Origin of the sequence: Salinibacter sp. 10B (assembly GCF_002954405.1) — a bacterium.
Classification (GTDB): Bacteria; Bacteroidota; Rhodothermia; order Rhodothermales; family Salinibacteraceae; genus Salinibacter.
The window spans coordinates 1,291,125-1,317,192 of the sequence record NZ_MQWC01000004.1; the positions used below are offsets into that span (position 1 = coordinate 1,291,125).

The following is a 26,068-nucleotide window of genomic DNA, read 5'->3' on the forward strand; positions in this document are numbered from 1 at the left end:
TATACATGTAGATCTTTTCCGGACACACCGGCGCGTAATGGGGGACGTCGGCCCTCAAAAGTCGCGTCCTACCTCGATCCCCGCGGCGTAGGGACCTCCCACCCGTTGACTCATGAGGGTGACTTCCACGGGCCCAAGCAGGGTGTTCGCTCCCAACGTGAGACCGAACCCGCTGTCGAAGGCCTCCACGCTCGGGGCCCAGTCCCACTGCTCGGCCACCCGAGCGGTGTTCCACCGCATACTGACGAAGAGGTCCTCCGGCAACGCCACCTGAAGCCCGAGGCCAAACGCCTGAACGCTTCGCCCTGAGAGCTCCTGCACCGCATAGCCAAGGTGACGAAACTGATGGTCCGAAAACATTCGAGAAGAAACACCCCCACCGAGATAGTACCGTCGGTACAAGGGCAAGGCGTCCCCCGAACTTCGGCCCAGGACTGTGGTGCCGATGCCCGTCAGGCGCGTCGTGATGGGGATTCGTCCTTCTCCCTCCACGAGGTGCTGCGAAAATGTGCGGCTGCTGACCACCGCATCATTCGTTCCCGAGGACCGGAGCAGTAACTGGGCTCCGGAGGTGGCGAAGCTTGCCCGATTGAAAGTGTCGACATAGAGCATGGCCTCCCCCAGTAGAAGTCCTTCTTTGTCTCTGAACCGATTTCCTCCCCCCACATCCTCCTCGATCGCAAAACCCTCCCCCGTCACGCCGAACGCCACTGCGTAGTCGTTTAGAAATGTCCCCCCGAACTGGAGCCCGCCTTCCAGGACGTTTACCTGTACACTCGACGTGCGCCGCCCCCCCGAAAACAGATCGATGGGAAGGCGCCGCCCCCCTGCTTCCAGCGTCATCCCCAGGCGGGGCTGGAAACTTACCGGGACGGTGTAGCGCAGTCCGGCCCGTAGGACCTCTCCCAGACGCAGATCCACCTCGGACGTTGCTCCAATTCCAAGCTGATCCCGAAACGAGGCATTGAGGAGAATAGACGCCCGGTACGCACTGCTGTACCGCAGGCCGAGGCGCAGACGCTCCTGCGTACGTCGCTCAGCCTCCACCACGAGCGTGACTGAAGCTCCTCCTGTCTCATGGGGGGCCAGCCGGTAGGTGACCTGACTGAAAAGGTCCATCGCGTACACGCGTTCAATTGCCGTGGTCAGTTCCTCCGCCGTTCGGCTCGCTGGCGGGGAAATGTCCAAAAGGGCGCGCACACGTTGGGCCAGAAGAGGACTAACGCCCTCAACACGGATCTCCCTGATGGACGCCCGCCAGGTCCGGTCGATTGGACGTCGTGAGGATGGTCGTTGTCCTCCTGCGGAATCGGCCAGTGCCGCAAGCGCGGACCGGTGGGTAGATGCGGCCCGGCGCCCGCGCTCCACAATAGCGGCGGTACTGTCGAAACTGAACATGCCGTAGTTCTGCATGTCCGGCTCTATGGTGACGTCGCACTTCTTTAGCTGCTTCTGGGTTGAGGCCGCTGCCCGATACCACATGGCCTGCATTAAAACGTCCACGAAGCTCGACAGGCTGTCGGCGGGCAAAAGTGGATTGCCCACGTTGGAGCAAATCAAGAGATTGGCCCCCAACGCCCGAGCATCTCCGGCAGGCAGGTTGCGGGCAACGCCCCCGTCGATGTACGTTCGACTTCCAATTTCCGTCGGCGCAAACACACTTGGAATGGCCATGGACGCCCGGATCACACGCGGCAGATAGCCTTCGGTAAAGAGCCTCCCGTCCCCCGTCTCAATGTCCGTCGCCACGGCGCCAAACGAAACCGGCAACGCGGTAAAGTCGCGCACGTGACTGATGGGAAGAAGCAGTCGATTGAGCAGCTGGGACACGCGCTGTCCCGCGATGAGGCCGGACGGCAATCGAATGCCACCCCCGTCCAGCGGAAGGGAGATGAGAGTGCGCTCGTCGCTCACGCGCTGATCGAGCGGGCGGAGCCGACGCCGGGCGGCATCACTGAACACGTCTCTCCAGTCCTGAGCGTTGGCAATCGAATCCAGCGATGTCGGATCGTACCCTCCGGCGTACAGACCGCCCACAACAGCCCCCATGCTGGTCCCCGTCACGACATCGACGGGCACGTCCAACTTCTCGAGGGTTTTCAGGACGCCGATGTGCGCAAATCCCTTGGCGCCTCCGCCGCTCAGTGCCAGTCCGACGCGGAGCGAGTCCTGCGATTGGGCGCGGGCTGCCGGTCGAGTCCCCTCCTGTGCAGCCGCGGGTGTCCCCAGAACAGCAAACACCACCACAAGTCCCAGCCAGCGGGGCAGTCGAATATTCATCAAGCGTCGTATGGGTAGAAACGGAGTCGATGGGTTTGGAACGTCGAAAAGAGAACAACGGCCTCCACTTCAGCCTTCCTCCGTACGCTCCATCCGCTGCTCTGGACGGGGCTGCTCAACAGGCAAGGCCATCGGTGCAGCAGCGAGGCACCGTGCCCACCGTGCCAAAATAGCGGGCGACCGTCGGGCATGAAGCAAGAAGTCGACGAGACTGAGACGCGCTACGGGCACCAGTGGTGCGTCCCGTTTCCCAAGTCGAGTCCGAGCGTTGGTTGACGGACTGCATTCAACCCGAGAAACAGCCTTCAGGTCAACGTTCAGAATTCGGTCCCTGCCCCCTTCGGTTTGACGGCCCACTAGGAGACCGGCTGCATGGAGGAGGCCTCCTCGGCCCGTTCCGTAAACTGCCCTCCCGCAAACCGGACCAGCATAATCCACGCAATGAGCACGACGATACTCGCCACCGACAGCCAACGGGCCCCCGCTGCCCCAACGAAGGCTGCAAACGCCAGGTTTAGCCCCACGGCGACCACCTTCGCGAAGCGCTGGACAAACATATCGATAAACGCCTTTCCCTTGTACTTCGCGTCCCGGGACGTGGGCGTATACAAGGCTTCCTTGGCTGACTGGTTAATCGAGTAATTCAGGCTGTTGTCCGACACAGACATGAAGACCGCAGCCCCGAGGAACGGCACGGCAAGGTACGCAACAGATCCCATCAAGATGGCCACGGGAAGAAACAGAAGGGCCGTTCCGATGCCGAATCGCTTCATCACGAAGCTCGTCAGAAAGAGCTGTACCCCAACGGAGACCACGTTCGTCAACACGCCCACAAATCCGAACGCAGCGTCGTAATTCACCCCGCTGGCCACTGCCATCTCAATGGCCTTTGCCAGCTGATAGTCGACAATGTTGGAGACAATCTCGTACAGGCCGATGATGCCCAAAATCGCCAGTAGGTACTTCGACTGAAAGACGATTTTGGCCCCTTCAAACACTGCACTTGTGGAGGCCACTTCCGTCCCCGCGTCCGGCGCTTCCTGATTAGAGACGCCCCCTTCCCGACGATTGACGTAGTAAGCAATGCCCGCGACGGCCACGATGGCGAGTGCGGCCCCCCAGAGGAGCGACTGTCGTCCCAGCACGTCGACACGAGTGCTCACGTACGTCGCCCCCACGAGTCCTCCCAGTACGCCGCCCAACCCAATGAGCCCGTAGAGCCGCTTCGACTGCTGTGGCCGAATTACGTCGTTCGTGAAGGCCCAGAAGGACGCGACCATAATTGAATTGAAGATGTCACCGAAGACGTAGAACCCCCAGACGGTGGGGGCGTCGAGGTCAGTAATTGCAAAAGAGAATATGATCGTCCCGGCCGTCAGCAAAGCACAAAAGATGTAGACCACCTGCTGGCGCTTGAAGCGTCGCACCAGAATCGTGAAGAGCACCACCACGCCGTACACCACGATCATGTTGAGGGTCTTCCCCACCTGTTCCGCCTCGGCTCCCCCAAAGGCCTCGATGTAAAAGCCGAACAGCCGAAACGCCCGGTCGTCGTAGAACGTGAGCATCAGTCCCCGCTTGATCGGCTTAAACACCCAGAAGACGGCGATCACCAGAAAGAAAAAGAACGACAGCGCGAGGGCCGTCGGCCACTCCTCGCGCCGGATGTCAAAAAATTCGTCTTTCAGGCGGTCAAGCATGGGGCCCTATTCGGAAAATGAAAAAATTATCGGCACGGACGCTCATTCAGACCGCCGAATCCCCACGACGCGAGGTGCCCGATCGGGCTGAACCTGAACGTACACGTCGATCGGCTGCCCCGGAGCCTCCCCATCGGCTCGAATCGTCCGAACCTCAACGCGGACGACCCATTCGTCGGGCGCGTCTGGACGGGTCTGCCGTATCGCCGTGCTGAGCGTGGTTGCGTCCGGCACTACAAGGGGAAGGGCGGGGGAGGAGATCTCCTGACGCATCGTCAGCCGCTGTTCCCCGTGGTACATGCTGTACTCGTAGCGTGTCCCCTTCTCGTGTGCCAAGCCCCCGGTGACGGCCCGATCGTCGAAGCGAAGCCAGGCCCCCACAGTCCCCCGCGCCTCCGCGTCCGATGCCGTAACCGCCTCCGGCGAGGAACGCTCTATCCGAAACCGATCCAGCGGATTGACTCGGTCGAACCAGTACGCTCCAATCTTATCCCGGCGCGCCTTCAGAATCTCAAGGAGATGCGCCTCCGCAGCCGGGTTGGTGAGTCTGCCCGTTTCAACAATCGCTCGGAGGTCTTCGTCCGTGAAACTCATCACGATCTTCGCGCCCCAGAAGGCATCGCGGAGCGTCGCTTTTTCGAAGGCCGGGTTCGGATGGGTCGGCACCCAGGCTCCCGGATCGAAGAGCTCAGCCTCAAAGTAGCCGACCGACGGATACCGAATGAGTGAATCCGTGTCGACAAAGAGCCAGGGACGGTCGTAGAGACCGAACGTAAGCGTGGACTTTGTGATCTCTAGTGGGTCGACCAGATACTCGTAGCCGTGCATGGACGTCTTCGGGCCGCCCGCCCGTGAGCCAAGCGTGCCGCCCATGTCGAGAAGGTAGTGCTTAATGTATCGCTGGTCGGTATACACAGCCAGCGTGTTGGCCGCCCGGCGATCCGCATCATTGATCCACGAACCGATGATGCGCAGGCCGCGCAACTCGCGCCGATGTTGGTGCCATACGCGATCGTTGGGGTCGTCCTCCCGGGTGCCCTCGAATTCCCAGATGCCCACCGGCCGTCCGTCCACATACTTGCTGGCCATGGCCCGCACCCTGCCGGCCTCCGTCCGTGGAAGATCCGCCAGCATTCGTTGCACGTCCGTCTCCGTCATCGGGCGCCGCCGCCCCTCTTCCGCCACCTCCGCGTCCTCTCCAACGCGCAGCCGCGCCGGATTGAAGTAGACGACGTAATTTTCAGGCACGTGGTACCCGGCGGCGTACAGGATCTTCGTGGAAATGACCTCTGCCGCCGAGCTCAACTCGGCAAACGCCGGGCGATCAAACTTGAAGAGATACCGGTCGCCGCGGTCGTCTTCGATCACAAAACCCGGAGAGGCCCCTTCAAACTTTCCGCTGACAATCGTCCACGCGCCTGCGGACGCCGGACCGCCGGTCGTATTCGGCCCCCGGGCCAACGCCTCCGGGCTCATCTCCCGGTAGTAGTGGCGACGGGTATACCAACTGGAATTGGGCGGTTCCCCAAGCACGTTTACGTTGTCGGCCTCCCGGGGCCCGGCAGCCCCAATGGCCCGCCCAATCTGTCGCCCCGTCCAGTGTAGGTCAAGGGGCTTTTCGAGCTGATGCACGACCGTCATATCGATCCGGTCCCAAAGCTCATTCTCGGGCTTATCCTCCGGCTCCGGGATCGCCATCGTGTCCGGGTCGACGGTTCGGATCGATCCGAGCGTATAGGGACGGCTGGTCGACGCGCATCCCCCGAGCACGACCAGCAGTACGGCCGTGCCGATAATCGTCGGTATGAGGCGAGAAAAGATCATGAGCGTTCCTATCGTCTCGTGCCAATCGCGAAACTGGACCCGGTCTTGGAAAACACGCGGACACCGCTGGTGCTTACTCCGACATCGAGGCGGAGCGACACCCCCGACCCGGCATAGACGCGCACCCCCATCCCGGCGGACCATCGGAAGTCGGCCGGTGCAATTTCACCGACCTCATCAAACGCTTGCCCACTATCCACGAAGAGAAGCGCGTCCCACGTTTTCCAGATTGGATACCGGTACTCGAGCGTGAACAGCACCGTGCCATCCCCACGCAGCCGATTTTGCTCGGCCCCACGCAACAGGTCCGCGCTGCCCAGCACCGGCAGCTTGTAGAAGGGTACAGCCGCCCCCGGCACGGGAAACAACTGCTCCAGTCGCGTACGGAATACGAGCCGTCGGTACGGCCCAAAAACCGGAAGCGGGACGATCCGCTGCCACTCCCCGAGAAGACGGTGATAACTGAGCGGGGTGTCGTTGAGGCTGTGTGTAAAGTCATAGGAGAGATAAAACCGTCTGCCCGAAAGGGTGCGCGGCCGGCCGTCTCGTCCTCCTCGGATTTGTTCGACCAGGAGCGATGCCCCCGTCGACACGAGCGTGGTACGCCCCACCCCTGGCAGCGACACGGGAAAGCGGGATGCCCCTCTACCCTCGCCCCGCCCCACATCGATGCGCTCATACCGCGCAAAGAGCCCCCAGCCAAGCCCCGAGAGGCCTCCCCGTTGACGAGGGTTGGCCCCAATCCCCAGCCGCAGATCAACCTGTTCTGTGCGATAACTGGTCTCCCGCTGGTTGGATGCAAGTCCCGGAAATCCGAGGTCAGACGTCAGGAACAGATTCTCGTCAGAATCGAGGCGGTACGTTGTCGCCACGTCGATGAATGAGGCCTCCCCGAACGGAGCAGGATTTGTGTAGAATGCGTCGGCTCGGAGGTTGTCCGGCGTGCTGTACAGAACACGTGCTTCTGCCTCGCGCCTCGTGCCGAAAAGCTGCTCGTGGCGGACCGTAAGGCCGATGGCCCCCGACGTGGCCCCCCCGAGCCGAGCCGTCGGAAAGACGCCGAACGTTCGGGCGTCATTCCAAAAGAAGTCTTCTACCCGAGACGGAATCTCGTTGCGCTCGGCCCAGATGACGCCCCACCCGATTGGACGCGTGGTCCAGTGCAGAAGGGTCGACGGCACGGCGAGAATTTTTTCGGCGGTCGACTGCTCCGTAACGTATACGGTGCGCGTATGGGTAGAATCCACCTGGACCCTCGCATGCTGCGCTCCCTGCGCCGACGCCCCCATGCCGGGCAGCAATGTCATCGCGAGTGCGACTGCAAGCCCTCGAATGACCAATTTACTGGATCTCCCAGAAAACATAGCGGAAAGATGAAAGCTCTGGCACTGCGATCAAAACGCCTCCGGGCACGACTGTCCCCATGACCCTGCCTAGCGGGAGCCGCGGGCTCCGGTCCGTTGGTATCGAGTAAATATAAGCCACAGGAAGGCCAAACACGGGAATCGCCCGCTTGATCGGCAGAAAAGAATCGACCAATCTTTCTTCGTTCGCCAGCCTCAGCCTTGTACAGAGCAAACTGGGATTGGGCCCCAAACATCCGACTGTCCACAGGAAATATTCTCCACTAAAAATGGCAACGCCCGCCATTGGGCACGTTGGTTCGCACTTTCCCGCTTCCAGAGACTGAAGGTCAACAGATATAGTGTAGATCTTGAAGACAAGAAACATGAATTCAATCCCGTCAAAACCCCCAATCCGATGGGACAGGTGAGGTTCAATCCCCCGAAAACGTCAACATCCAGCTAAGCCTCACGAACCAACATAGAGACCGCAAACATCTTCTAGAAGCCCTCTTTCATGCCCCCCGCCGAGCTCTTGCATTTCAATGGCGACTCGCCCCCTCTTCCATCATGCAGCTCTTTCCCTGGAGCACGCTGTCGCTCTCCCTCATCTCGCTCGTGTTCGTCGGTGCCGCCCTCATAATTGGGATTGCCGGAACGGCCATGACGAGCACAGCGGACCGGCTGGCAGATCTGACTGGACTCGGCGAAGCCATCTTCGGCGCCGTCCTGCTCGGCAGTGCGACTTCAATCGCCGGCATTACCACGTCGGTCACTGCTGCTGTAGATGGACGTGCCGCCCTCGCCATCAGCAACGCGATTGGGGGCATCGCGGCCCAAACGGTCTTTTTGGCAATTGCGGACATTGCCTATCGTCCCGCCAACCTGGAGCACGCGGCCGCCTCCGTGGAAAATCTTCTGCAGGGGGCCTTGCTCTCCACAATTCTGTCGATTCCCCTGCTGGGCATGGCCGGGCCCCGCCTGGCGCTCTTCGGGGTCCATCCCTTTTCTCCCCTCCTGATCGGGGCGTATCTTTTTGGCCTCCATCTCGTGTCAGAGGCACGATCCCAGCCGTACTGGATGCCTCGCCAAACCGCCAAGACGGAGGAGGATGTCCCCGAGACGCACTCGGGACCGAACCGATCACTCGTGTTTTTGTGGAGCCGATTTCTGCTCCTGACCCTCGTCGTAGGCACTGCCGGATACGTCATCGCGAAGACGGGAGGCCAAATCGCCGTACGAACAGGCCTGAGTGGCACGGTCGTCGGCGGCCTCCTGACGGCCATCTCCACCTCGCTGCCGGAGCTCGTGACGGCCATCGCGGCAGTTCGGCGGGGCGCACTCACCCTCGCGGTCGGGGGCATCATCGGCGGAAATAGCTTCGACGTTCTCTTCGTGGCCTTTTCGGATGTAGGCTACCGGTCCGGCTCCATCTACCACGCCATTACCGACCAGCAGGTCTTCATCATCGCCCTCACGCTTCTGCTGACCGGCATCTTGCTGATGGGCCTCCTCCGCCGAGAGAAATGGGGCGTCTGGGGAATCGGCTTCGAAAGTTTCCTGGTCCTGGTGCTGTACTTCGGAGCCTTTACACTTCTTCTGGCTGGAGGATGATGCCTCTGCCACGCTCGCTCCCCCAATGCCCTCATAGCGAGGATCGTCGTCCGGTCGAAGGTGGAGCCGGAATCGTACCGACCAGCGGCGGACGTGCCCACATCCCGACGGGACAGGCGGGATAGTGATCAGGTTGCATCGTCAGATTCACCCGGTCCTCGCCCCGAAACGCACGTCCCCAACGCAGAATGTCCTCCGCAATTCGACAATAAAGAGAGGCCCCCTGCTCAGGGAAAATCGCAAGATTCACGCCTCGCGGCACCGGCCAGATTTCAACGAGACGGATCTCATCGAGCGGCAGTGTGTGGTCGACCGCCCCCGTCCAACTCCACCCCGTAATCGACAGCCGGTCGTCGTATAGGGCAATCGTGCCAAGCCACAAGGTGCGTCGCTGCAGGGTGAGCGCAGAGCGGAGAATGTACTCCTCTTCGGGATCGGTCCTCATGGGTCTGGAGCGTCTATGAAACCAAAAGGGGGCACCCGCATCGAACGGCAACCCGATTGTTTCAAGAATTTGTGAGACTACCGGTCCAGACGTCGTTTGTCCCTGTCCGCTCTCGAGGCTAGGAAGCCGCCGGGGTGGTTTCCTTCTTTTCAGGATCGGTGGTCGCGAGATACTCTTCTACCCGAGACCCGCCATCCGCCGCATCCCAACGCCTCAGCACCTGCATGACCGCTGCGTGCGGGTCGAGATGAAAGCGATCGGCCCCAAATCGAGCATAGAGCCCCGATCGGCGCACCGTTTCCCGAACGGGCCCGATGAGACCAGTCAAGTGCACCTCGATCCCGTCTTCTTCGAGCCGGTTTGCAACCGAATCGAGCGCCTCCACGGCCGTGGTATCGAGCGCATTGATGCTGCTTCCGTCCACCACCACGACACTCACGTCGCGTCCCTCCCGCTTGCTTTTTTCTAGCAGGAAGTCCCGAAAATAGTCAGAGTTGGCAAACGAGTAGGCCGCATCAACCCGGAGGATCAGGATGTCCTGAAGGCGAATGGCTTGCTCGAACCGATCCACGTCCCGAAAGCGACGCGTGCCCGGGACGTGCCCGAGTTCGGCCACATTCGGACGGCTGATGCGAAACAGAACGCCAAGAACGGAGGCCCCGATCCCCAGCAAGATTCCTTCTTGCACTCCGATGAAGAGCGTGCTCGCGGCCGTAAAGAGGGCAATGTAGCCGTCCCGTCGCCGGGCCCGAAACAGCATCCGCAGCTCGTGGAGGTCGATGAGTCCAAGGCCGGACACGACAATAATCGCGGCCAGGGCCGGCACGGGGAGATAATAGAACAGCGGGGTCAAGAAGAGCAACGTTAGGGCAATCACGCCCGCCGCAAACGCATTGGCCAGCGGCGTTTGGGCTCCCGCCTGGTCGTTCACCGCCGATCGTGAGAAGCTCCCGGACGCCGGAATGGCTTGAAAAAAGCTCCCGACGACATTGCCCGCACCGACCCCGATCAGCTCCTGATTGGGATTGATGTTGTATCCGTGCCGTTTCGCAAAGATGCGCCCGAGCGAGGCATCTTTCATAAACTGCACCAGGGCCAAGGTAATGGCGGCCGGAAGCAGTGCATTCAGGTCCGAGAAACTTGTGCTCCACACCTCAGGGGTCGGCAGTCCCGTCGGGATCGCGCCAATGACTTCGACCCCGTCCTGCCCCAGTCCAAGGCCCCAGCTGCCAACCGTCCCCAACACAACCACGACCAGCGGCCCTGGCACGCGTGGCCACCATCGAGACAGCCCGACCAACACCCCGATACATCCCACGCTGAGCCCAAGGGTGAGTCCATGCGTGTCTCCGGCGTGCTGCAGGGCATCCCAGAGCAGCACATGAACGTACTGCGAGCGGCCGAGCTCGACCCCAAGGAGATTTCCCAGCTGACTGCAGGCAATAATCAGCGAGGCGGCAGACGTGAGCCCTGCGATCACGGGGCGGGAGAGAAGCCCCGCCACGAAGCCGAGCCGCAGTCCTCCCATTGCAACTTGAATCACCCCCACCATGGCCGTCAGCAAAATCGCAAGCGCGACGTACCGCTCGGTTCCGCTCTGGGCCAGCGCGCCTACCCCGGCGGCGACGATGAGCATGTCGATCGCCACCGGCCCAATGGCCAGTTGTCGTGAGCTCCCGAACAGGGGGTAGATCAGCAACGGGACGAGCCCCGCATAGAGGCCGTAGATGGGCGGCATCCCCGCAATCACGGCGTAGGCCATGCCCTGTGGGATCAGCATCGTTCCCACCGTGAGGCCTGCCGTGGCGTCGCGCCGGAGCCGATCGGCCGTGTAGTTGGAGACCCACTCAGAGATCGGGAGATACCCCTGAAGCCAGGTCCCTACACGTTGGAGCATGAGCCGTGTCAATCATGGAAAAGATCCTCGGACGACCGCGTTTCCCGTGTTTCTGAACAAACACACGTGCAGAAACCTCAACTGCCTCAGTTGATCCCCTCGCGGTGTGAAGGGTGGAAAAGAACTGGCAAACGCTTGTCCTCTGTTTTTGACACCAATGACATCACGCACGCCGTCCAGCCCGCTCTCAGCAGAGCTGGACTGTCCTGCGCCCCCCTACACTCGCACGTCCGCCCCCACCGACGCATTGTCGTCCGTCTTCGGGTCGGCCAGTGCCTCTGCCTCTGCAATCAGGTCTTCAATTTGGGCAAGTCCCTTCTCCCAAAACTGCTCGTCCTCCAGGTCCACCCCAAGCTGCCCAACGAGCTCGTGGGGCCAGTCGGACCCACCCGCCCGCAGCAGATCAACGTACTGTTCGGCAAACGCATCCCCGGCCTCCTGATAGCGCGCATAGAGGGCCAGTACAAGTAGCTCGCCGAAGGCGTAGGCGTACACGTAGCCGGGCGTGTGGAGAAAGTGGGGGATGTAGCTCCACCAATGCCGGTAGTGATCGCCGAGCGTGACGCTGTCCTCGAACATCGCCTCCTGCGTCTCCATCCAGTGCTCCGCGAATCGCTCCGGCTGCAGCTCGCCGTCCTCTCGTCGCTCGGTGTGAATGCGATCCTCGAACCGATTCATCGCCATCTGCCGGAAAACGGTGGCCAGTGTATCGTCGATCTTGGAAACCAGCATCGCGAGGCGATTCTGCGGATCGTCCTCCTGCCGCATGAGACGCTGGAAGACCAGCATCTCGCCAAAGACCGACGCCATTTCAGCGGTGGTCAGGGGCGTACCGTGATGAAAGATCGTCTGCTCTCGCGAAAGGAACTGGTGCACCCCGTGCCCCAACTCGTGGGCGAGCGTCTGCACGTCGCGCGGCTTCCCAGTGTAGTTGAGCAGCACATACGGATGCGCACTTGGCACCGTGCCGTGACTAAACGCCCCACTTCGCTTCCCCTCGGCCATTGTCGCATCAATCCAGTTCTCCTCAAAAAACCGGCGCGCCACATCCTGCATGTCCGGATGGAAGTCGCCATAGGCGTCCAGAACCATCGACCGGGCCTCCCCCCACTCGTACGTCGTATCCGCCTCCCCCACTGGCGCGTACCGGTCGTAATCGTACAGTTCATCCAGATCGAGAAGCCGACGCTTGAGCTCGTAGAAGCGAGCCACAAGGTCGTATCGTCCCGTGACAGACTCGATCAGGGCCTGCACCGTCTCGTCGTCCACCTCATTCGAAAGGTTTCGACTCTCCAACCAGTGATCGTAGTTCCGAAGCCGGTCGGTCGAGGCCTTGTCGGCCAGCAGTGTATTGAAGACAAAGGTGAGCGTCCGCTGATTTTCCGTAAGTCCCTCCGTGAAGGAGAGGGCCGCATTCCGGCGCAACTCACGATCCGGCTCGTAGAGCTTCGACAGAATCTCTTCCTGCGTGAGCTCCTCTCCCTCCAGCTCATAACGCGTGGCTCCCAGGGTTTCGTCGAAGTAGCGGGTCCAGGCCTGCGTTCCAGTGATGCTCTTCTCGGACAACACCTTCTCCTCCGGCTCACTGAGCACGTGCTCTTTTTGGAGATACTCGGTCTCCAGATAGTGCCGATAGTCCGCCACAGCCTCATGCTCCAGAATCTCGCTGGCATGTGCTTCCTCTACGTCCGCCCATTCGACCTCGACAAAGAGCAGCTTCTGATTCGTACGGTTGTAGGCTTCCCGAACAGACTGCAGGAGTGCTCCGCGCTCTCCGTCATTCGTATCGGTGGACCAGTGCAGGTGGGCGTACGCGTAGGCCCGCCCGAGGCGATCTTGAATGGCCTCGAGCTCTTCCAAAGCCGTGGCCAGGGCAACGGGGGATAACTCCGAAATACGCCCCTGATACTGTTCGGCAAACGCCTCCGCCGCTTCGTCCGCCTCCTCGAGACTTTCCTTTACGTCCGTGGGGCTATCGTGCAGGTCGTCGAGGCGCCACCGTACGTCGTTGGCACTCGTCTCCGGATCGGGCATAATACAGCAGGGGTCATGGGGAATCGACGGGCGAATTGAAACGCTTCCACGAGCGGCAAGCGCGGTGCGTTCCTCTCGTCCCTCCCTCCTCCCCGAACGACCTGCACCGGAATCGTTACATTCGATCGGCCCGCCGGATCGGACGTGACGCCCGTCATTTTGACGAAGTGTTCACCGCAGCTCCGTATCATGGAACGGGGCTAACGGTACGGAATTCCTCTCCGATTCTCTGCAACAAGTGCTTTTCTCTCATGTCGGATACGCCCTTCGTGCCCCTCACCTCCGACGCGGATTGGGCGGAGGCCCGCGATCGCTCGGCGGAGACGCCCGTCCTCATTTTCAAGCACAGTTCCTCGTGCCCCGTCAGCGGACAAGCCGACGCCGAGATGACCGAACTTGCCCGAGAAACGGACGTGCCCATCTACAGAGTCGTCGTCCAAAACCACCGGGCCGTATCCAATATCATTGAAACCGAGCTAGGCGTGCGGCATGAAACCCCGCAGACGATTCTCCTGCACGAACAATCCCCCGTATTCAACACGTCCCATTTCAATGTGACGGCGGATACGCTGCGGGAGGAGCTGCGCCGTGTTTCTGTTTCTATCCAATAACCTGCCCCTACGACGATGCGTCGCTTCCTTCTCGTTCTCTGCTGTGCTGGCCTATTGGGCAGCCTCGCTGCCTGCGGATCCGACGACGGCTCCTCTCCGGCAGACGCCCCAAAGACCAGTGCCGAGGCCAAGTCCGGCACAAGTTACCAGACCGATCCGGTGCCGGCCCCCGACGTCACAATGACAACCCTGGACGGACAGGAGATCAACCTTGCTGAACAGAACGGCAAGGTCATCCTCGTGAACTTCTGGGCGACCTGGTGTGCCCCCTGCCGCAAGGAAATCCCGGACCTCATCGATCTCTACGACCGGCACAAGTCCGACGGACTGATGGTGGTTGGGGTCGCATTGGACGAAGAAGGCACCGAGGTCGTCAAGCCGTTTGTAGAGAAGGAGAAGGTCAACTACCCGATCGTGGTGGATACCACCGAGACGATCGAAGCAGAATTCGACGGCATGTACGGCCTTCCGACCACCTACGTCGTAAATCCTCAGGGCAAGATTGTCCGCCGCATTCTCGGAATCTTTCCGGTCGACAAAATGGAACCAACGATTACGGAGATGCTGCAGTCCGGGAGCGCGGCGTAACGCAGTTTCGACGGTCTTGCTACGCCTGTGCCTTTCTTCTGAACGACAGAACGTATTATTCAAGCGCCGTTGAGCCCCAACGGCGCTTCGGAATCGAAAACCGGAAGACGCATCCAAGACTACTCGTCGTCCTCTTCTTCCTCCTCTCGCTCCCGCTCCATGAGGTAATCTTCCAAGCTCCCCACGACGACGCGGGTTTCGTCCTCGACCTCCACGTCTTCAACGTCGCCGGCCCGAATCAGCTTCTTGATTTTCTTGCGGTCAATCTGCTTGAGGATGCGACGGGCCTCCGTGCGGCTTACCACGTCGTCCCGGTAGTCCGCCGCGAAGTCCTCGAGGAAATCCAGCGTGTCGTCCGAAAGGTCGATCATCCGAATCTCCTCGTTGTTTTCCGAGAGGGACCAGTACAGGTCCGCGTCAATCAGATGACGATCGACCCACCGAACGATCGTTTGCTTCGAAAGTTGAAGGTGCTCCGAAAGTTCGTCGAGCGGCATGGCTTTCGGCTGCCGCGACGTCGTGGCTTGGTCAGACACTGTGGTCGGTGGTCTTTAGAAGTATCCTGAGCCGAATTTAGATGCGAACAGCGGGATTTTGTTCCCCCGCGCTGAATTCGGCGTTCCTGTAACGTCTCCTTTGCTCAGCCCTTCGTTCTCCGTGACCTCTTTAACGAAAGACGACTGGAAGGCACGCATCGCCCCTCATCTCTCAACCTCGCTCCAGACGGTAAGCGAAAAGATCACACAGACCGAGGCGGTACAAACCTGGCTCCACGACGCGTCGATGGAGGCGGCTGCTGGACTCGGGCAGGTCTCCGGCATGCAGGCCGAGATGCAGGGCTACATGCGCATGATGAACGACCTGGAGGCCGAGCTCCCTGAGTTGGTGGCTGCAGTCGAGGAGCTCACCGATGGATACGGGACGTTCGATCTGCACTGGCGTCCCCTCCAGCCCAACTTTAGCCGGCTGTACGTAGATTTCAACCGGGACTACACGGTGAAGCTTTTCGTTCGCCTCTCCGAGTGCTCGACCCCGGCTGCACGGGAGGCACTTGCGACGGTTATCGACGCTCTTCCGAAGGGCGAGCCGTTTCCCAACCGCCCCAATAAGATCACGGGACTCGTCGCACGCAATGACCGCAGCGTGGGGGTCCGCGCCAAGGAACACCTCCGGGAAGAGGGAGCCGGCACGTACCAGTCTGTCACCCTCCTTCCCTCCGGGCAGGACCCGCTGGAGAAACTTGACCCGGCGGAGGCAGCCCCTCGCCTCTATCGTCTCCTATGCTCGGAGCCTGGTTCGTCTTAGAAGCTGTTTTACTTTCACACGCTGTGAGTTCCGCAGGACGCTACGACTGCGGATCCGTTCCTCTCCGCCGGGAATGCAGGCGTATACGCTCCGATGTGCTTTTGGTCTACGAAAATATCGGCATCGGATGTGGAGACGGGCGTAAATTAAAACAGGTTCTTAGCCGGACGCCGGTCCACTCTCAATCGGGACTACGTCATCCGGCCCCTGAATCTCCCAACCCTCTTCGTCCCCCTCGGACCCGACCCACAGTCGCCCACCGGCCTCTACAAATTCGCTGAGGAACCGAACAAAGGATTCCGGGTCCATATTGGCCGGAATCTTCTCCGTGGTTAGCTTCAGTCCCCCGTCCCGGAGTTGAAAATAGCCAAGAGCAAAGGGGATGGGCCCCGCCATTTCCGTGCTCAGCTCTTCACGGTAGATCGTGCTCTCCCGACGAATGGACTGCACGAGTTCAACCGTCAGCCAGTCTTGCTCTTGGCCCGCAACGAAGTGATGGTGGCGACGCTCGAACAGCTTGTAGACTAGGTCCTCGACGGTTTCCCGAACCTCGGGGCGAACGGTGAGATTCTCAACGCGACAGGACAAGCGGTCAGGCATGGGAAAACCAACTTTTTACAGGATCGACGGGACCGGCGGGGCTCACGTGCCGGACCGCGCCGTACAAACCGGGTCGATAACCGTTCCTCTTCTCGTTTTTCTCTCCACCGATGGACTCCCTCACGCAGATCACCCTCGGGGCCGCCGTGGGTGAAGCCGTCGCCGGACGCAAAGCCGGAACAAACGCTCCCCTCTGGGGCGCATTTCTCGGCACGCTTCCCGACCTCGACGTGCTGGCCAATCCGTTCCTCACAGAAGCCCAGGCCCTGGCCTTCCATCGAGGCCCCTCCCATTCTCTGTTCCTCACGATCCTCCTCACCCCACTCATTGCATACGGCCTGTCCCGCTTGCACACTGATGGCCCGTCCTGGCAGCGCTGGAGCCTAATGGTCGGGAGTGTTCTTTTGACGCACATCGGGCTCGACTGCCTCACGAGTTACGGCACGCAGATCTTTTGGCCGTTTAGCCGAACGCCTGCCATCATCGGCTCCATCTTCATCATCGATCCTCTCTATACTGTTCCCCTCGCTGCCGGACTTCTCGGCAGTCTTCGGTGGTCCCCCACTGCCCGCTCCCGCCGCTGGATCAACTACGCCGGTCTTGCCCTCAGCTCCGCCTACCTCCTCTTTACGCTCGGCACCAAACTGTATGTCAATCAGGTCTTCGACCGCGCCCTGAACGCACAACAGCTTTCAACGACGCACGTCTTCACGAAGCCGACGCCGCTCAACTCCCTCCTCTGGACCGCCATTGCCGAATCCGACGACGGGTTCTACGTGGGGTACTACTCAATCCTCGACAGTGAGGACGACATCGACTTTCGGTACGTCCCCAAGAACCACCACCTTCTCGGCGATGCCGCCGATAATCCGATCGTAGAGCGACTGCGCTGGTTCTCACGAGGCTACTTCACCGTGCAGGAGACCCCGGACGGGACCCTCACGGTGCAGGATCTGCGCTTTGGGCGCAACGATCTCGGGCTCACCGATAGCGGAAAATACATCTTTACCTTTCACCTCCGCCGCGACGCGCAGGGAACCATCAGCGGCTTCACTCAAAAACGTCCCGAAATGCCGCTCAGCTGGTCCCTCGTCCGCCGCTTCGTCGACCGCATTCAGGGACAGCCCGTCTCTGCCTCTCCTATACATTCCCTCTCGACAGACGAGAAAACGCTGTAACTGGCCGGGCTCCCCCCGACCACATTCCGCTGAGGCGATTGATTCTGAGTCTCTCATCTCCGAGGTTGCCGATCCGTAGAGAACGACACCCTTGAGCTCCCCGCTACGACCAGAGGACGCTCGCCCACGGGTCCCTCCGTCGTCCTTTGCTCCCGACCGGCACAGCTCTTTCCATTTGCAGAACGACCTCTCTCTTATGAACGAGCTCTTCTCCCAAGGCTACCTCTCGGCGGAAACGCTGAACATGGCAGCCAACTATCTGCTGAAGGGCGTTGCCTTCATCATTATTCTCGTCGTGGGCCGCTACATTGCCCGCTGGGTGCGCGATCTGATCCGAGGGGGGCTCGACGCCCCTGGTGCCGATCGCACCCTGACGAAGTTTGTCGGCAACTTTGCCTACTACGGCATCTTCCTGCTGGCCCTCTTTGCGGGCCTTGAAACGGTCGGCGTCGAAACGGCGAGCTTCGTGGCCGTGCTTGCCGCCGCGAGTTTTGCCGTGGGCCTGGCCCTGCAGGGCACCCTCGCTAACTTTGCGGCGGGAATCATGCTGCTCGTCTTCCGTCCGTTTAGCGTCGGCGACTACGTCGACATCGCGGGAGAAACCGGATTTGTTCGCGAAATCCAGCTCTTCTTTACGCAGCTTCGAACCCGCGACAATCGCCTCATTATCGTTCCAAATGGCGACATCTTTGGAGCAACGATTGAAAACATTTTTGCCTACGACGAAATCCGCGTGGACTGCGACGTGGGCACCGACTATCCCGCCGACATCGACGAGACGCGCGAGGTGCTGCTGGACGCGGCCCGCAGCGTCGACGACCGGATCGAGGAAAAGGGCGAACAGGCGGCGCTCGTAGAGCTCGGCGGCTCGTCCATTAACTGGCAGGTGCGCATTTGGGCGGAGCCGGACAATTACTTCCGCCTGAAGCAAGAGCTGACGCGACAGGTCAAGTACAAGTTGGATGAGGCCGACATCGGCATTCCGTTCCCGCAGATGGACGTGCACCTCGACGAACTCAACGGCGAGGCCTAAACTGGGCAGCGCTTTCCCCTCGGCCTAAACAGTGCTCCCGAAAAAGACGGGGATCGTCGCGTGCTTCGTATTGCGTATTTCGTAAACGTAGACATTGTAGATACATAACACGGAATACGCACTTCAAATTTGTCCTTCCTACGAAAGCCGCACAGAGGGGGAACGCGCCTCCGGGGCTCCGCTACGAATCGACGACGCATCCACGCACTCTTTCCACAAACGCAACGACGACAACTCTATGCCTACACGCTCCGCAGACGCAACATGGGAGGGCAACCTACCCGACGGCAACGGCACCATGCGAATGGATAGCGGCTCCTACGAGGGCCCCTTCTCGTACCGCTCCCGCTTTGAAGAAGGCGACGGAACGAACCCCGAGGAGCTGATCGCGGCAGCACACGCCGGATGCTTCTCAATGGCCTTCTCCAACGTGCTGGACGAAGAAGGCTTTTCGCCAGAGTCGGTCGACACTACTGCCGACGTTACGCTCCGCATGCTGGAGGATGGGCCGGCCATCACCAAGATTCACCTCACGGCCACGGCTCACGTGCCTGACATCGACAATGACACCTTTCAGGAGCTGGCCGAGGCGGCCAAGGACGGCTGCCCGGTGTCGAAAGCGCTGGCCGGCTCGGAAATCACGCTGGATGCGACGCTGGAAACCTAAGCGCTTCCCCTTTTTCGACTCTGTTCCGCCCCGGTCCGCCTAACGGACAGGGGCGGTTTTTTATTGCACGGGGGCACAACGTAGACAATCCGATGCCAGCCAGCGAGGATCGTTGATCTTAAAAGGAACCGGCCCTCGCGAGACACACCTCGTGACTTTTTCGTTCTGAACCTTCCGGAGAAACATGCACAGATCACGTGGGCATTTGATATTATCTCACGTCTAAATGCAGTCTTCAGACACGGAGAGCCCCCTTCCTGACCAAGGGAAATGTTGCGTTCCTACGCTGCATGAAGCAGCTTCCGTAGCCTCGCTGACGTCGAGGCACTACAGATCATTTCATGCCCCGGAATTGGGCCCCGGATCTGTACCACGACAACGATACGCTAGAGACATGTTTAAAATATGTGTTCCATCTCTTATTATGGGAATCGTGCCGTTCTGACTCCCACCACCACCGCTTGCCATGCCGCTCGTTGCCACCCCGATCGCCCAGGCCCGAACGGACACCTCGATTCGCCGTCCCCTGTTCTTGTCTCGGGTGGAGGCCGGCTTTCCCAGTCCAGCGGACGATTACGTCGAAACGGACCTCGACCTGAACAACCTTCTCATCAAACGAGAATCCTCTACGTTCTTCGTCCGGGCCTCCGGAGGCTCAATGACTGAAGCCGGCATCCACAACGGCGACGTTATGATCGTGGACCGTGCCCTCGAACCAGAAGACGGTTCCGTGGTCGTCGCGGCCCTCGACGGCGACCTGACAGTCAAACGCTACCGGGTCTTCAGCGGCCAACCCTACCTCGTGCCCGAATCCGACGAGCACGACTCCATTCCTGTGAAGGCCGGTCAGGAGCTCGTCGTATGGGGAGTGGTAAAGCACGTGATTCACGAAGTGTCGTGAGCGCCCTGACTCCCCGTTCGTTCTGGCGGCGCTTTCTCCCTCTCCGTCCGATGGACACGGTCTTTGCCCTGATCGACTGCGAAAATTTTTACGTCTCCTGCGAGCGCGTTTTTGACCCATCGCTCCGAACGGTCCCGCTGGCAATCCTCTCCAACAATGATGGGTGCATCATTGCGAGGAGTGAGAAGATCAAGGCGGCCGGAATCCCCATGGGAGCGCCGTATTTCAAATGGGAAGAAACGCTTGACAAGATCGGAGCGCGTGTACGATCGAGCAACTACGCGCTTTACGGCGACATGTCGACCCGCGTGGCGTCGATTCTCGAACAGGATGCCCTGGCCGTCGAACGCTACTCAATCGACGAGTGCTTTCTCACCCTTCCAGCCCTTTCCCGACAAAATCTGTGGCGTGTGGGCGACAACATTCGCCGCAAAGTCCTGCGGTGGGTGGGCCTTCCCATTCGTGTGGGCATCGGTCCCACGAAAACGCTAGCCAAGGTGTCGGACGAAAACGCCAAGGCGCGAAAGAAAGCGGGGATGGGACGTGGCGTGTACGTGTGCCCGGACGAGCCGACGCGGGACGACTTCCTCCAGTGCGTGCCGGTGGAAGACGTGTGGGGGATCGGTCCCGCGTACGAAGAGTCGCTCACCGAAAAAGGGGTTTCCACGGCCGCCGAATTTCGTGCCCTCCCCGACCCATGGATTCGGACGGAAATGACCGTCGTCGGTCTCCGCATCGCCCGAGAGTTGCGGGGACATTCCTGCCTCGAGCTGGAGCTCGTCCGCCCCGACCGAAAGACCCTCGTGCGCTCCCGATCATTTGGGCAGACAGTGGAAACGAAAGACCACCTCCGACAGGCCCTCGCCAAGCATGCCCAACGGGCCGCCGAGAAACTTCGAGAGGAGGATCTCGTCGCGCGAGGCATCGAGGTGTTCATTACGACCAAACGCTTCGGGGCTCCCCCACACTACTCGAATCAGGTGGCCGCTCGCCTTGGCGGACACACCGCTCGGGGAACGCCCTTCGTTCGAGCGACGCGGCACCTCTTGGATCCGATTTATCGGTCGGGATACGGATACAAGAAAGCGGGCGTGCAACTCTACGACATCCGCCCCTCCCGTCCCCACCAGACAAGTCTGTTCGGGCGTCCGCGGGAAGAGGACGAGGATCTGATGAACGCGGTGGATCAGCTCAATACCGCGTACGGCAGAAATACCATTCATCTGGCCGCCACGGGCGTGGCTGAATCCCAGGAATGGGAAATGAAGCGACAGAATCGGTCCCCCCGATACACGACACGCTGGGACGAGCTCCCAACGGCGACGATCTGAGTCTCCGCCTACCCACACCGCGAAACCGCCTCACGACACCACCGTCATCACGATCTTTCCGGCGTTCTCGTTGTTCTCCATACGCCGGTGCGCATCGGCGACCTCCGTCCAGTCGTAGACCGAGTCGATGACCGGCTGGAGGTCGCCGTCGATGAAGTGGGGGAGCACGTCCGACGCAAACTCCTGCGTGAGCTGGACCTTGTAGGCGAGACTGCGGGAGCGAAGCGTGGTGGCGAACAGCTGCGCTCGCTTTGCCATGAGGGCGCGGAGGTTCACCTGCTCGACCGTACTTCCTCCCAGTGTGGCGAGTTGGATGATGCGGCCATCGAGCGCAAGGGACGAAACGTTCTGGTGGAAGTACGGCGCCCCAATAAAGTCGAGGATGATATCAGCGCCATCCTCCGTGATTTCATCGATTCGCTCCGCAAAGTCTTCCGACTCATAGTCGATCGCCACTTCCGCCCCCAAATCACGACACACCTCATGCTTTGGTGCTGAGGCCGTGACGTACGGATGGGCCTCAGCCAGACGCGCGAGCTGAATGGCGGCAGTGCCTACTCCACTGGCCCCCGCGTGAATGAGCACGTCGTGATCGGATTGTACGCCACCAAGCCAGTGAAGGGCCTGGTACGCCGTCAGGAATACCTCGGGAATCGCGGTCGCCTCCTGCATCGACAGTCCCGGGGGAACCGCCATGAGCCGATCCTTGTGAACGACGGCATACTCGGCATACCCGCCCCCATCGAGCAGCGCAAAGACGCGGTCATTCTCATTCCAGTCTACCACCCGATCCCCGGCCTCGGCCACCGTCCCGGCCATTTCGAGGCCAAGAATCTCGGACGCCCCCTCCGGCGGCGGATAGTGTCCCCGACGCTGGAACGTATCGGCCCGGTTCAGGGCAGTGGCGTGTACCTTCACGAGCACCTCCTCCGATCCGGGCTCGGGCGTCGGGACCTCCCCAATGGTCATGTGCTCGGGATCGCCGTCCTCAGTGACAGTGACAGCACGCATAGCAAAGAGTACAAGGTCGGTACCGAAGAGCAGTGTGTCGTAGACAGAGACATTAACGCGGCATCCAGTCCTCTCCTTCCTCAGACCGCGACGCCAACTCTCGCCGCGCCAGGTCGAGCGCCGCCGTGGCGAAAAGCTGCTTATTGAGCGTCCGATCCTCCACGAAGTGCCGCTTGATGGCCCGCGTCCGATGCGCGTCGGCATAGCCGAGCCAGACAGTGCCCACCGGCTTCTCGTCGGTGCCCCCCGTGGGTCCGGCAATGCCCGTCGTCGCAATGCCAATGTCGACGCCGAGCACCTGCCGTACCCCTTCTGCCATCTGGACGGCCACCGGCTCGCTTACGGCCCCAAACTCGTCAAGCGTCTCGGCCTCCACCCCCAGGATGTCCCGCTTCACACGATTGGCGTAGGACACGACGCTGCCGTCGTAGTAATCGGAGGAGCCGCTCACCCCCGTGAGGCGATGCCCGATGAGCCCACCCGTCGCACTTTCCGCCGAGCCGATGGTCGTTCCAGTGGCTCGAAGCCGATCGCCCAGCACCTCCTCCAGCATCACGTCGCCGGTGCCGATGACGTGCTCGCCCGCCCGCTCGCGGATGCTGGCCTCAAGTTGGTCGAGTTGATTCTCCGCGCCGTCGGGCTTTTCGTTCAGGGTTGTAAGGCGGAGACGCACCCCGTCTGTAGACGGCAGATAGGCCAGGCGAAGATCGTCTGGAAGGGTGTCGACAAGATCGCCGAGGCGCTCTTGCAACGACGACTCGCCGATGCCGGACGTCACGAGCGTCCGATGATGGACTCCTCGCACGTCGTCGCGGGCCTCCAACCGCGGCTGCACCGCTTCTGAGAAAATTCCTTTCATCTCTTCCGGGATGCCGGGCAGAATGACCACGAGACGGGACTGCCCCTCCACCGTTGCCTCGTGCCAGAGCCCCACGGCCGCTCCCACCGGATTCTCCAGCGTCTCGAATCCTTGCGGAACCTGTGCGAGCGTGGGCCCTGACGCGGGCATTTGCCGGCCCCGCCGCTCGTAGTAGCGCCGAATGCGATCGAGGATTGCCTCGTCGGTCTGGAGGGGCGCCTCAAAATAGTCGGCCACCACGTCGCGCGTCACGTCGTCGTGAGTAGGACCGAGGCCGCCCGTAATCACGATCAGATCGGCTCGTCGGGCCGACCGGTCCAGCTCCTCACGCATTCGGTCTGGATCATCTCCCACCGTAACCGTCCGCTCTACCTCCAAGCCCAGCCGACTGAGTCGCTCTCCCAGCCAAGCCGCGTTCGTATTCGTCGTCTGCCCAATAAGCAGTTCATCGCCGATGGTGAGGAGATGGGCGTTCATACGGGGTCGGACGTTGATTGAAATTGTAAAAGCGCTTTCGGTCAGGGAATGCCAGAGGCGATGTTTCTCTTCGCGACCGCTCGTGCTCCCCCTGCTCCTTCGACCTAAGTGGTCTTTTCGATAAGTAAAGATGATTTTCCGAGCGAATGAATGAGACGATTCTCGCAACAGACGGCCAAAAACTGCCTCTGAAGGCCACCTGCGAAAACCATACTTACATCGCGAGAAGGCCACTAAGAGTCCCTATCAAAACCGGGCACGTCCTCCTGACCATCGTGGAAGGAGCTCCCTAAACGTGGCTGCCCGCACCAAGAAGCTTCTTCGACAGGCTCAGAAGGACCTGCTAATCGTTGTTTTGATAGGGACTCTAAGAATACGTCTGTGAAGTTAGCGACACTTTAGATTTTGCCCCCTTCGGCGCTCTAGAGATCTAGATGTTCAGCATTTGGGGTGTCCAAGCTTAACTCCGGTAATCTAGGTTGCCAAGCCTATCTAATGATCGTCCCCCAAACGGCTGGATGGGCTCCAAATCAAGTTTGGAGCGACGGTGTTGACAAGGATTTAGGATGCCGACATCTTCATAGACAGACTCTAAACCTTCCGGGTACCGCCCCTCAGTTCGGCTGCGCGCCCCCGTGCTCAACCGACCAAGCGATCGGATCGGCCCGCCATGCCTTGAGGGCCCGAAGCTCAGCGTCGGACAGCCGCTCCTCCTCGTGGGCCACCTCAATCAGCGTCGGGAAATCCGAGAGCACGAAGCGCTCTACTCCGGCCTCTCGGAAGGCCGCCTCCGCCGTGTCGAGCTGATAGCTAAAGATGGCGAGGACCGTCGGCACGATCGCACCCACATTGCGCAGGGCTTCCACTGCGTCGAGCGCTGAGCCACCGGTCGAGATCAGGTCTTCCACGAGTACGACCGTGTCCCCCGCTTCCACGACGCCCTCGATCCGGGCCCCGGTGCCATGCCCCTTTGCCGAATCCCGCACGTACGCCATCGGCGCGTCCACGGCATCGGCCAACCAGGCGGCGTGAGGAATGCCCGCGGTAGCCGTGCCGGCGATGGTAGCCGGCAGCACCGACCGCTCCCGCAGGTGAGCCGCAAAGCCGTCCCGAATGGATCGCCGGATACGGGGATACGACAGGGTCAGACGGTTGTCGCAGTAGATCGGAGCAACGAGCCCTGAAGACCAGGTAAACGGATCGGTGGGTCGTAGCTTCACGGCCTCAACGTCGAGAAGCGACCGGGCAATGGAACGGGCATGGTCGGATTCGGTCGGGTCGGCAACAGGAGCGTCCTGTTGCGAATGAGAGGCGTCCGTCATCGCGTCGGCTGCAAGCAAGAAAAACAAGTGCAAAAAATCGATTACTCCGTTTCGACGTGCTCCTCAGTCGGCGCCACGAAGTAGAGCATTCCGGTCGCCAGGGTTACGCCCACGACAATTGCGAGGGCGACGCCCGGCAGGGCACTGTCCTGCAGTACCCAGAGGGCCCAGTCTCGGACGGGAGGGGCAAGGTGCGTGGCGGTGCGGAGCACGAGCACGCCAAACAAAAACGCCAGTTGGAGCATCGTCTTGGCCTTCGCCGCCCGGTGGGTCTGAAGCGTCGTGCCTCCAGCTTCCACCCAGGACCGAAGGGCCGTCACCGCCCCATCTCGAACCGCAATGAGCACCACGGCCCACCAGGGAACGATCGTCGGCTCTTGCAGGGCCAGCATCGCAAAGGTGCCAAGGACAAGAATCTTATCGGCAAGCGGATCGAGATACTGCCCCAGGCGCGAACGCACCTGAAAGCGTCGGGCCAGTACGCCGTCATAGTAGTCCGACAGGGACGCCAAGACAAACAGCGCCAGGGCACTGGCCTGCCCCGCCTGGCTCGGCACCGTCAGGAGCAAGAGAAGAAGCGGAGTGACCAGGATGCGAGCAACAGTGAGAACGTTCGGTATGTAGCGGAAGCCGGCTGAGGTATACATACACCGGAGAATACGGAAGCAGCGACCCAGTTCACGGAGGACTGTTGATGTTATGACGTTGTTTTTCACGGATTGCGCGCCGCTCAGTTGCACGTCAGAGGCAGGAACCGGGGCGATCGTCTGTTAAAATTCGAGTTGAGCGGTGAGGTTTTCGAGCAACAGGGTCAGTGTGTGCTCACGCGAGCGGAAAGCCCCAACGCGCGCTCCACCCGCACGGACCGCTTCCCGAACTCCTGCAAAGTTTTCAGAGACAAAGGTGGCAGTTCGTCACTCCCAGGACCGCGGCTTGCTTTACTCGTCTCCGCTGTACAGATACCTCTGCCATTGTGACGGACTATCCGCCTCCGACACGGCCCGGCACTGTTCTTGAGACGTTGGGACATGGCGACGTGGGAGCGACG

Annotated in this window: 22 protein-coding genes; 9 read left to right on the top strand and 13 right to left on the bottom strand. The window is 60.8% G+C overall.

Annotated elements, in window-relative coordinates; genetic code table 11:
* Positions 1 to 54 precede the first annotated feature (54 nt).
* The 4 genes from BSZ35_RS05610 to BSZ35_RS05625 all read right to left on the bottom strand — a co-directional run bounded on the left by BSZ35_RS05610 (position 55) and on the right by BSZ35_RS05625 (position 7,111).
* Positions 55 to 2,280 carry a patatin-like phospholipase family protein gene (locus tag BSZ35_RS05610; protein WP_105011520.1) on the bottom strand — a complete coding sequence of 742 codons (2,226 nt, stop codon included), beginning with the start codon at positions 2,278 to 2,280 and terminating at the stop codon, positions 55 to 57.
* Between the two features lie 356 nt (positions 2,281 to 2,636).
* Positions 2,637 to 3,980 (bottom strand): Npt1/Npt2 family nucleotide transporter, encoded by a 1,344-nt coding sequence (locus tag BSZ35_RS05615; protein WP_105011521.1) that lies wholly within the window; start codon positions 3,978 to 3,980, stop codon positions 2,637 to 2,639.
* Between the two features lie 42 nt (positions 3,981 to 4,022).
* Positions 4,023 to 5,804 (bottom strand): hypothetical protein, encoded by a 1,782-nt coding sequence (locus tag BSZ35_RS19205; protein ID WP_146110008.1) that lies wholly within the window; start codon positions 5,802 to 5,804, stop codon positions 4,023 to 4,025.
* Positions 5,805 to 5,812: 8 nt separating this feature from the next.
* Positions 5,813 to 7,111, bottom strand: a complete 1,299-nt coding sequence (locus BSZ35_RS05625; protein WP_181149194.1) for a BamA/TamA family outer membrane protein — start codon at positions 7,109 to 7,111, stop codon at positions 5,813 to 5,815.
* A 606-nt stretch (positions 7,112 to 7,717) separates the two neighbouring features.
* Here BSZ35_RS05625 and BSZ35_RS05630 point away from each other — a divergent pair.
* Positions 7,718 to 8,761 carry a cation transporter gene (locus BSZ35_RS05630; protein WP_105011524.1) on the top strand — a complete coding sequence of 348 codons (1,044 nt, stop codon included), beginning with the start codon at positions 7,718 to 7,720 and terminating at the stop codon, positions 8,759 to 8,761.
* Positions 8,762 to 8,792: 31 nt separating this feature from the next.
* Here BSZ35_RS05630 and BSZ35_RS05635 read toward each other — a convergent pair whose 3' ends face one another.
* The 3 genes from BSZ35_RS05635 to BSZ35_RS05645 all read right to left on the bottom strand — a co-directional run bounded on the left by BSZ35_RS05635 (position 8,793) and on the right by BSZ35_RS05645 (position 13,137).
* A complete protein-coding gene (locus tag BSZ35_RS05635; RefSeq protein WP_105011525.1) occupies positions 8,793 to 9,206 on the bottom strand; it encodes a hypothetical protein in 414 nt (137 codons plus the stop codon).
* Positions 9,207 to 9,324: 118 nt separating this feature from the next.
* On the bottom strand, positions 9,325 to 11,103 hold the full coding sequence (gene sulP, locus BSZ35_RS05640) for a sulfate permease (protein WP_105011526.1): 1,779 nt from the start codon (positions 11,101 to 11,103) through the stop codon (positions 9,325 to 9,327).
* 216 nt (positions 11,104 to 11,319) lie between these two features.
* Positions 11,320 to 13,137, bottom strand: coding sequence for a M3 family oligoendopeptidase (locus BSZ35_RS05645; RefSeq protein WP_105011527.1), 1,818 nt, complete (start codon positions 13,135 to 13,137; stop codon positions 11,320 to 11,322).
* A 251-nt stretch (positions 13,138 to 13,388) separates the two neighbouring features.
* Here BSZ35_RS05645 and ytxJ point away from each other — a divergent pair, with 251 nt between their 5' ends.
* Together ytxJ and BSZ35_RS05655 are read left to right on the top strand one after the other, a co-directional pair.
* Positions 13,389 to 13,748 carry a bacillithiol system redox-active protein YtxJ gene (ytxJ, locus tag BSZ35_RS05650; RefSeq protein WP_105011528.1) on the top strand — a complete coding sequence of 120 codons (360 nt, stop codon included), beginning with the start codon at positions 13,389 to 13,391 and terminating at the stop codon, positions 13,746 to 13,748.
* Between the two features lie 15 nt (positions 13,749 to 13,763).
* Positions 13,764 to 14,336, top strand: coding sequence for a TlpA disulfide reductase family protein (locus BSZ35_RS05655; protein ID WP_105011529.1), 573 nt, complete (start codon positions 13,764 to 13,766; stop codon positions 14,334 to 14,336).
* Positions 14,337 to 14,455: 119 nt separating this feature from the next.
* Here BSZ35_RS05655 and BSZ35_RS05660 read toward each other — a convergent pair whose 3' ends face one another.
* Entirely contained in the window at positions 14,456 to 14,872 is a 417-nt protein-coding gene (locus BSZ35_RS05660) for a hypothetical protein (RefSeq protein WP_105011530.1), read from the bottom strand.
* Between the two features lie 121 nt (positions 14,873 to 14,993).
* Here BSZ35_RS05660 and BSZ35_RS05665 point away from each other — a divergent pair, with 121 nt between their 5' ends.
* A complete protein-coding gene (locus BSZ35_RS05665) occupies positions 14,994 to 15,641 on the top strand; it encodes a hypothetical protein (protein ID WP_105011531.1) in 648 nt (215 codons plus the stop codon).
* A 159-nt stretch (positions 15,642 to 15,800) separates the two neighbouring features.
* On the opposite strand, the gene BSZ35_RS05670 is transcribed toward BSZ35_RS05665, so the two are convergent.
* Positions 15,801 to 16,241, bottom strand: coding sequence for a hypothetical protein (locus BSZ35_RS05670; protein ID WP_105011532.1), 441 nt, complete (start codon positions 16,239 to 16,241; stop codon positions 15,801 to 15,803).
* A 110-nt stretch (positions 16,242 to 16,351) separates the two neighbouring features.
* On the opposite strand from BSZ35_RS05670, the gene BSZ35_RS05675 reads away from it, so the two are divergent.
* The 5 genes from BSZ35_RS05675 to BSZ35_RS05695 all read left to right on the top strand — a co-directional run bounded on the left by BSZ35_RS05675 (position 16,352) and on the right by BSZ35_RS05695 (position 21,351).
* Positions 16,352 to 17,419: a metal-dependent hydrolase gene (locus BSZ35_RS05675; protein ID WP_105011533.1), complete on the top strand. Its 1,068-nt coding sequence runs from the start codon at positions 16,352 to 16,354 to the stop codon at positions 17,417 to 17,419.
* Positions 17,420 to 17,615: 196 nt separating this feature from the next.
* Positions 17,616 to 18,452, top strand: coding sequence for a mechanosensitive ion channel domain-containing protein (locus BSZ35_RS05680; protein ID WP_105011534.1), 837 nt, complete (start codon positions 17,616 to 17,618; stop codon positions 18,450 to 18,452).
* 238 nt (positions 18,453 to 18,690) lie between these two features.
* Positions 18,691 to 19,119: an OsmC family protein gene (locus BSZ35_RS05685; RefSeq protein WP_105011535.1), complete on the top strand. Its 429-nt coding sequence runs from the start codon at positions 18,691 to 18,693 to the stop codon at positions 19,117 to 19,119.
* Positions 19,120 to 19,585: 466 nt separating this feature from the next.
* The gene (gene umuD, locus BSZ35_RS05690; protein ID WP_105011536.1) at positions 19,586 to 20,020 is read left to right on the top strand and encodes a translesion error-prone DNA polymerase V autoproteolytic subunit; all 435 of its coding nucleotides are present in this window, start codon (positions 19,586 to 19,588) and stop codon (positions 20,018 to 20,020) included.
* Positions 20,017 to 21,351 carry a Y-family DNA polymerase gene (locus tag BSZ35_RS05695; protein ID WP_258096090.1) on the top strand — a complete coding sequence of 445 codons (1,335 nt, stop codon included), beginning with the start codon at positions 20,017 to 20,019 and terminating at the stop codon, positions 21,349 to 21,351. The genes umuD and BSZ35_RS05695 overlap by 4 nt, the downstream gene beginning before the upstream one ends.
* A 30-nt stretch (positions 21,352 to 21,381) precedes the next feature.
* On the opposite strand, the gene BSZ35_RS05700 is transcribed toward BSZ35_RS05695, so the two are convergent.
* From BSZ35_RS05700 to BSZ35_RS05715, 4 genes are all read right to left on the bottom strand, one after another.
* Positions 21,382 to 22,362 (bottom strand): NAD(P)H-quinone oxidoreductase, encoded by a 981-nt coding sequence (locus BSZ35_RS05700; RefSeq protein ID WP_105011538.1) that lies wholly within the window; start codon positions 22,360 to 22,362, stop codon positions 21,382 to 21,384.
* A 52-nt stretch (positions 22,363 to 22,414) separates the two neighbouring features.
* A complete protein-coding gene (locus BSZ35_RS05705; RefSeq protein WP_105011539.1) occupies positions 22,415 to 23,698 on the bottom strand; it encodes a competence/damage-inducible protein A in 1,284 nt (427 codons plus the stop codon).
* 614 nt (positions 23,699 to 24,312) lie between these two features.
* Complete coding sequence (gene pyrE / locus BSZ35_RS05710) at positions 24,313 to 25,047, bottom strand: orotate phosphoribosyltransferase (protein WP_258096091.1); 735 nt, start codon at positions 25,045 to 25,047, stop codon at positions 24,313 to 24,315.
* 14 nt (positions 25,048 to 25,061) lie between these two features.
* Entirely contained in the window at positions 25,062 to 25,667 is a 606-nt protein-coding gene (locus tag BSZ35_RS05715) for a CDP-alcohol phosphatidyltransferase family protein (protein WP_105011540.1), read from the bottom strand.
* Positions 25,668 to 26,068 lie beyond the last annotated feature (401 nt).

Excerpts from the sequence above, each read along its gene's own strand:
- BSZ35_RS05645 (WP_105011527.1), bottom strand. The coding sequence starts at position 13,137 with ATGCCCGATCCGGAGACGAGTGCCAACGACGTACGGTGGCGCCTCGAC.
- BSZ35_RS05615 (WP_105011521.1), bottom strand. The coding sequence starts at position 3,980 with ATGCTTGACCGCCTGAAAGACGAATTTTTTGACATCCGGCGCGAGGAG.
- BSZ35_RS05680 (WP_105011534.1), top strand. The coding sequence starts at position 17,616 with ATGAACGAGCTCTTCTCCCAAGGCTACCTCTCGGCGGAAACGCTGAAC.
- umuD (WP_105011536.1), top strand. The coding sequence starts at position 19,586 with ATGCCGCTCGTTGCCACCCCGATCGCCCAGGCCCGAACGGACACCTCG.
- BSZ35_RS05705 (WP_105011539.1), bottom strand. The coding sequence starts at position 23,698 with ATGAACGCCCATCTCCTCACCATCGGCGATGAACTGCTTATTGGGCAG.
- BSZ35_RS05655 (WP_105011529.1), top strand. The coding sequence starts at position 13,764 with ATGCGTCGCTTCCTTCTCGTTCTCTGCTGTGCTGGCCTATTGGGCAGC.
- BSZ35_RS05610 (WP_105011520.1), bottom strand. The coding sequence starts at position 2,280 with ATGAATATTCGACTGCCCCGCTGGCTGGGACTTGTGGTGGTGTTTGCT.
- sulP (WP_105011526.1), bottom strand. The coding sequence starts at position 11,103 with ATGCTCCAACGTGTAGGGACCTGGCTTCAGGGGTATCTCCCGATCTCT.
- BSZ35_RS05715 (WP_105011540.1), bottom strand. The coding sequence starts at position 25,667 with ATGTATACCTCAGCCGGCTTCCGCTACATACCGAACGTTCTCACTGTT.
- BSZ35_RS05700 (WP_105011538.1), bottom strand. The coding sequence starts at position 22,362 with ATGCGTGCTGTCACTGTCACTGAGGACGGCGATCCCGAGCACATGACC.
- BSZ35_RS05630 (WP_105011524.1), top strand. The coding sequence starts at position 7,718 with ATGCAGCTCTTTCCCTGGAGCACGCTGTCGCTCTCCCTCATCTCGCTC.
- BSZ35_RS05625 (WP_181149194.1), bottom strand. The coding sequence starts at position 7,111 with ATGACATTGCTGCCCGGCATGGGGGCGTCGGCGCAGGGAGCGCAGCAT.
- BSZ35_RS19205 (WP_146110008.1), bottom strand. The coding sequence starts at position 5,804 with ATGATCTTTTCTCGCCTCATACCGACGATTATCGGCACGGCCGTACTG.
- BSZ35_RS05675 (WP_105011533.1), top strand. The coding sequence starts at position 16,352 with ATGGACTCCCTCACGCAGATCACCCTCGGGGCCGCCGTGGGTGAAGCC.
- BSZ35_RS05685 (WP_105011535.1), top strand. The coding sequence starts at position 18,691 with ATGCCTACACGCTCCGCAGACGCAACATGGGAGGGCAACCTACCCGAC.
- BSZ35_RS05670 (WP_105011532.1), bottom strand. The coding sequence starts at position 16,241 with ATGCCTGACCGCTTGTCCTGTCGCGTTGAGAATCTCACCGTTCGCCCC.
- ytxJ (WP_105011528.1), top strand. The coding sequence starts at position 13,389 with ATGTCGGATACGCCCTTCGTGCCCCTCACCTCCGACGCGGATTGGGCG.
- BSZ35_RS05635 (WP_105011525.1), bottom strand. The coding sequence starts at position 9,206 with ATGAGGACCGATCCCGAAGAGGAGTACATTCTCCGCTCTGCGCTCACC.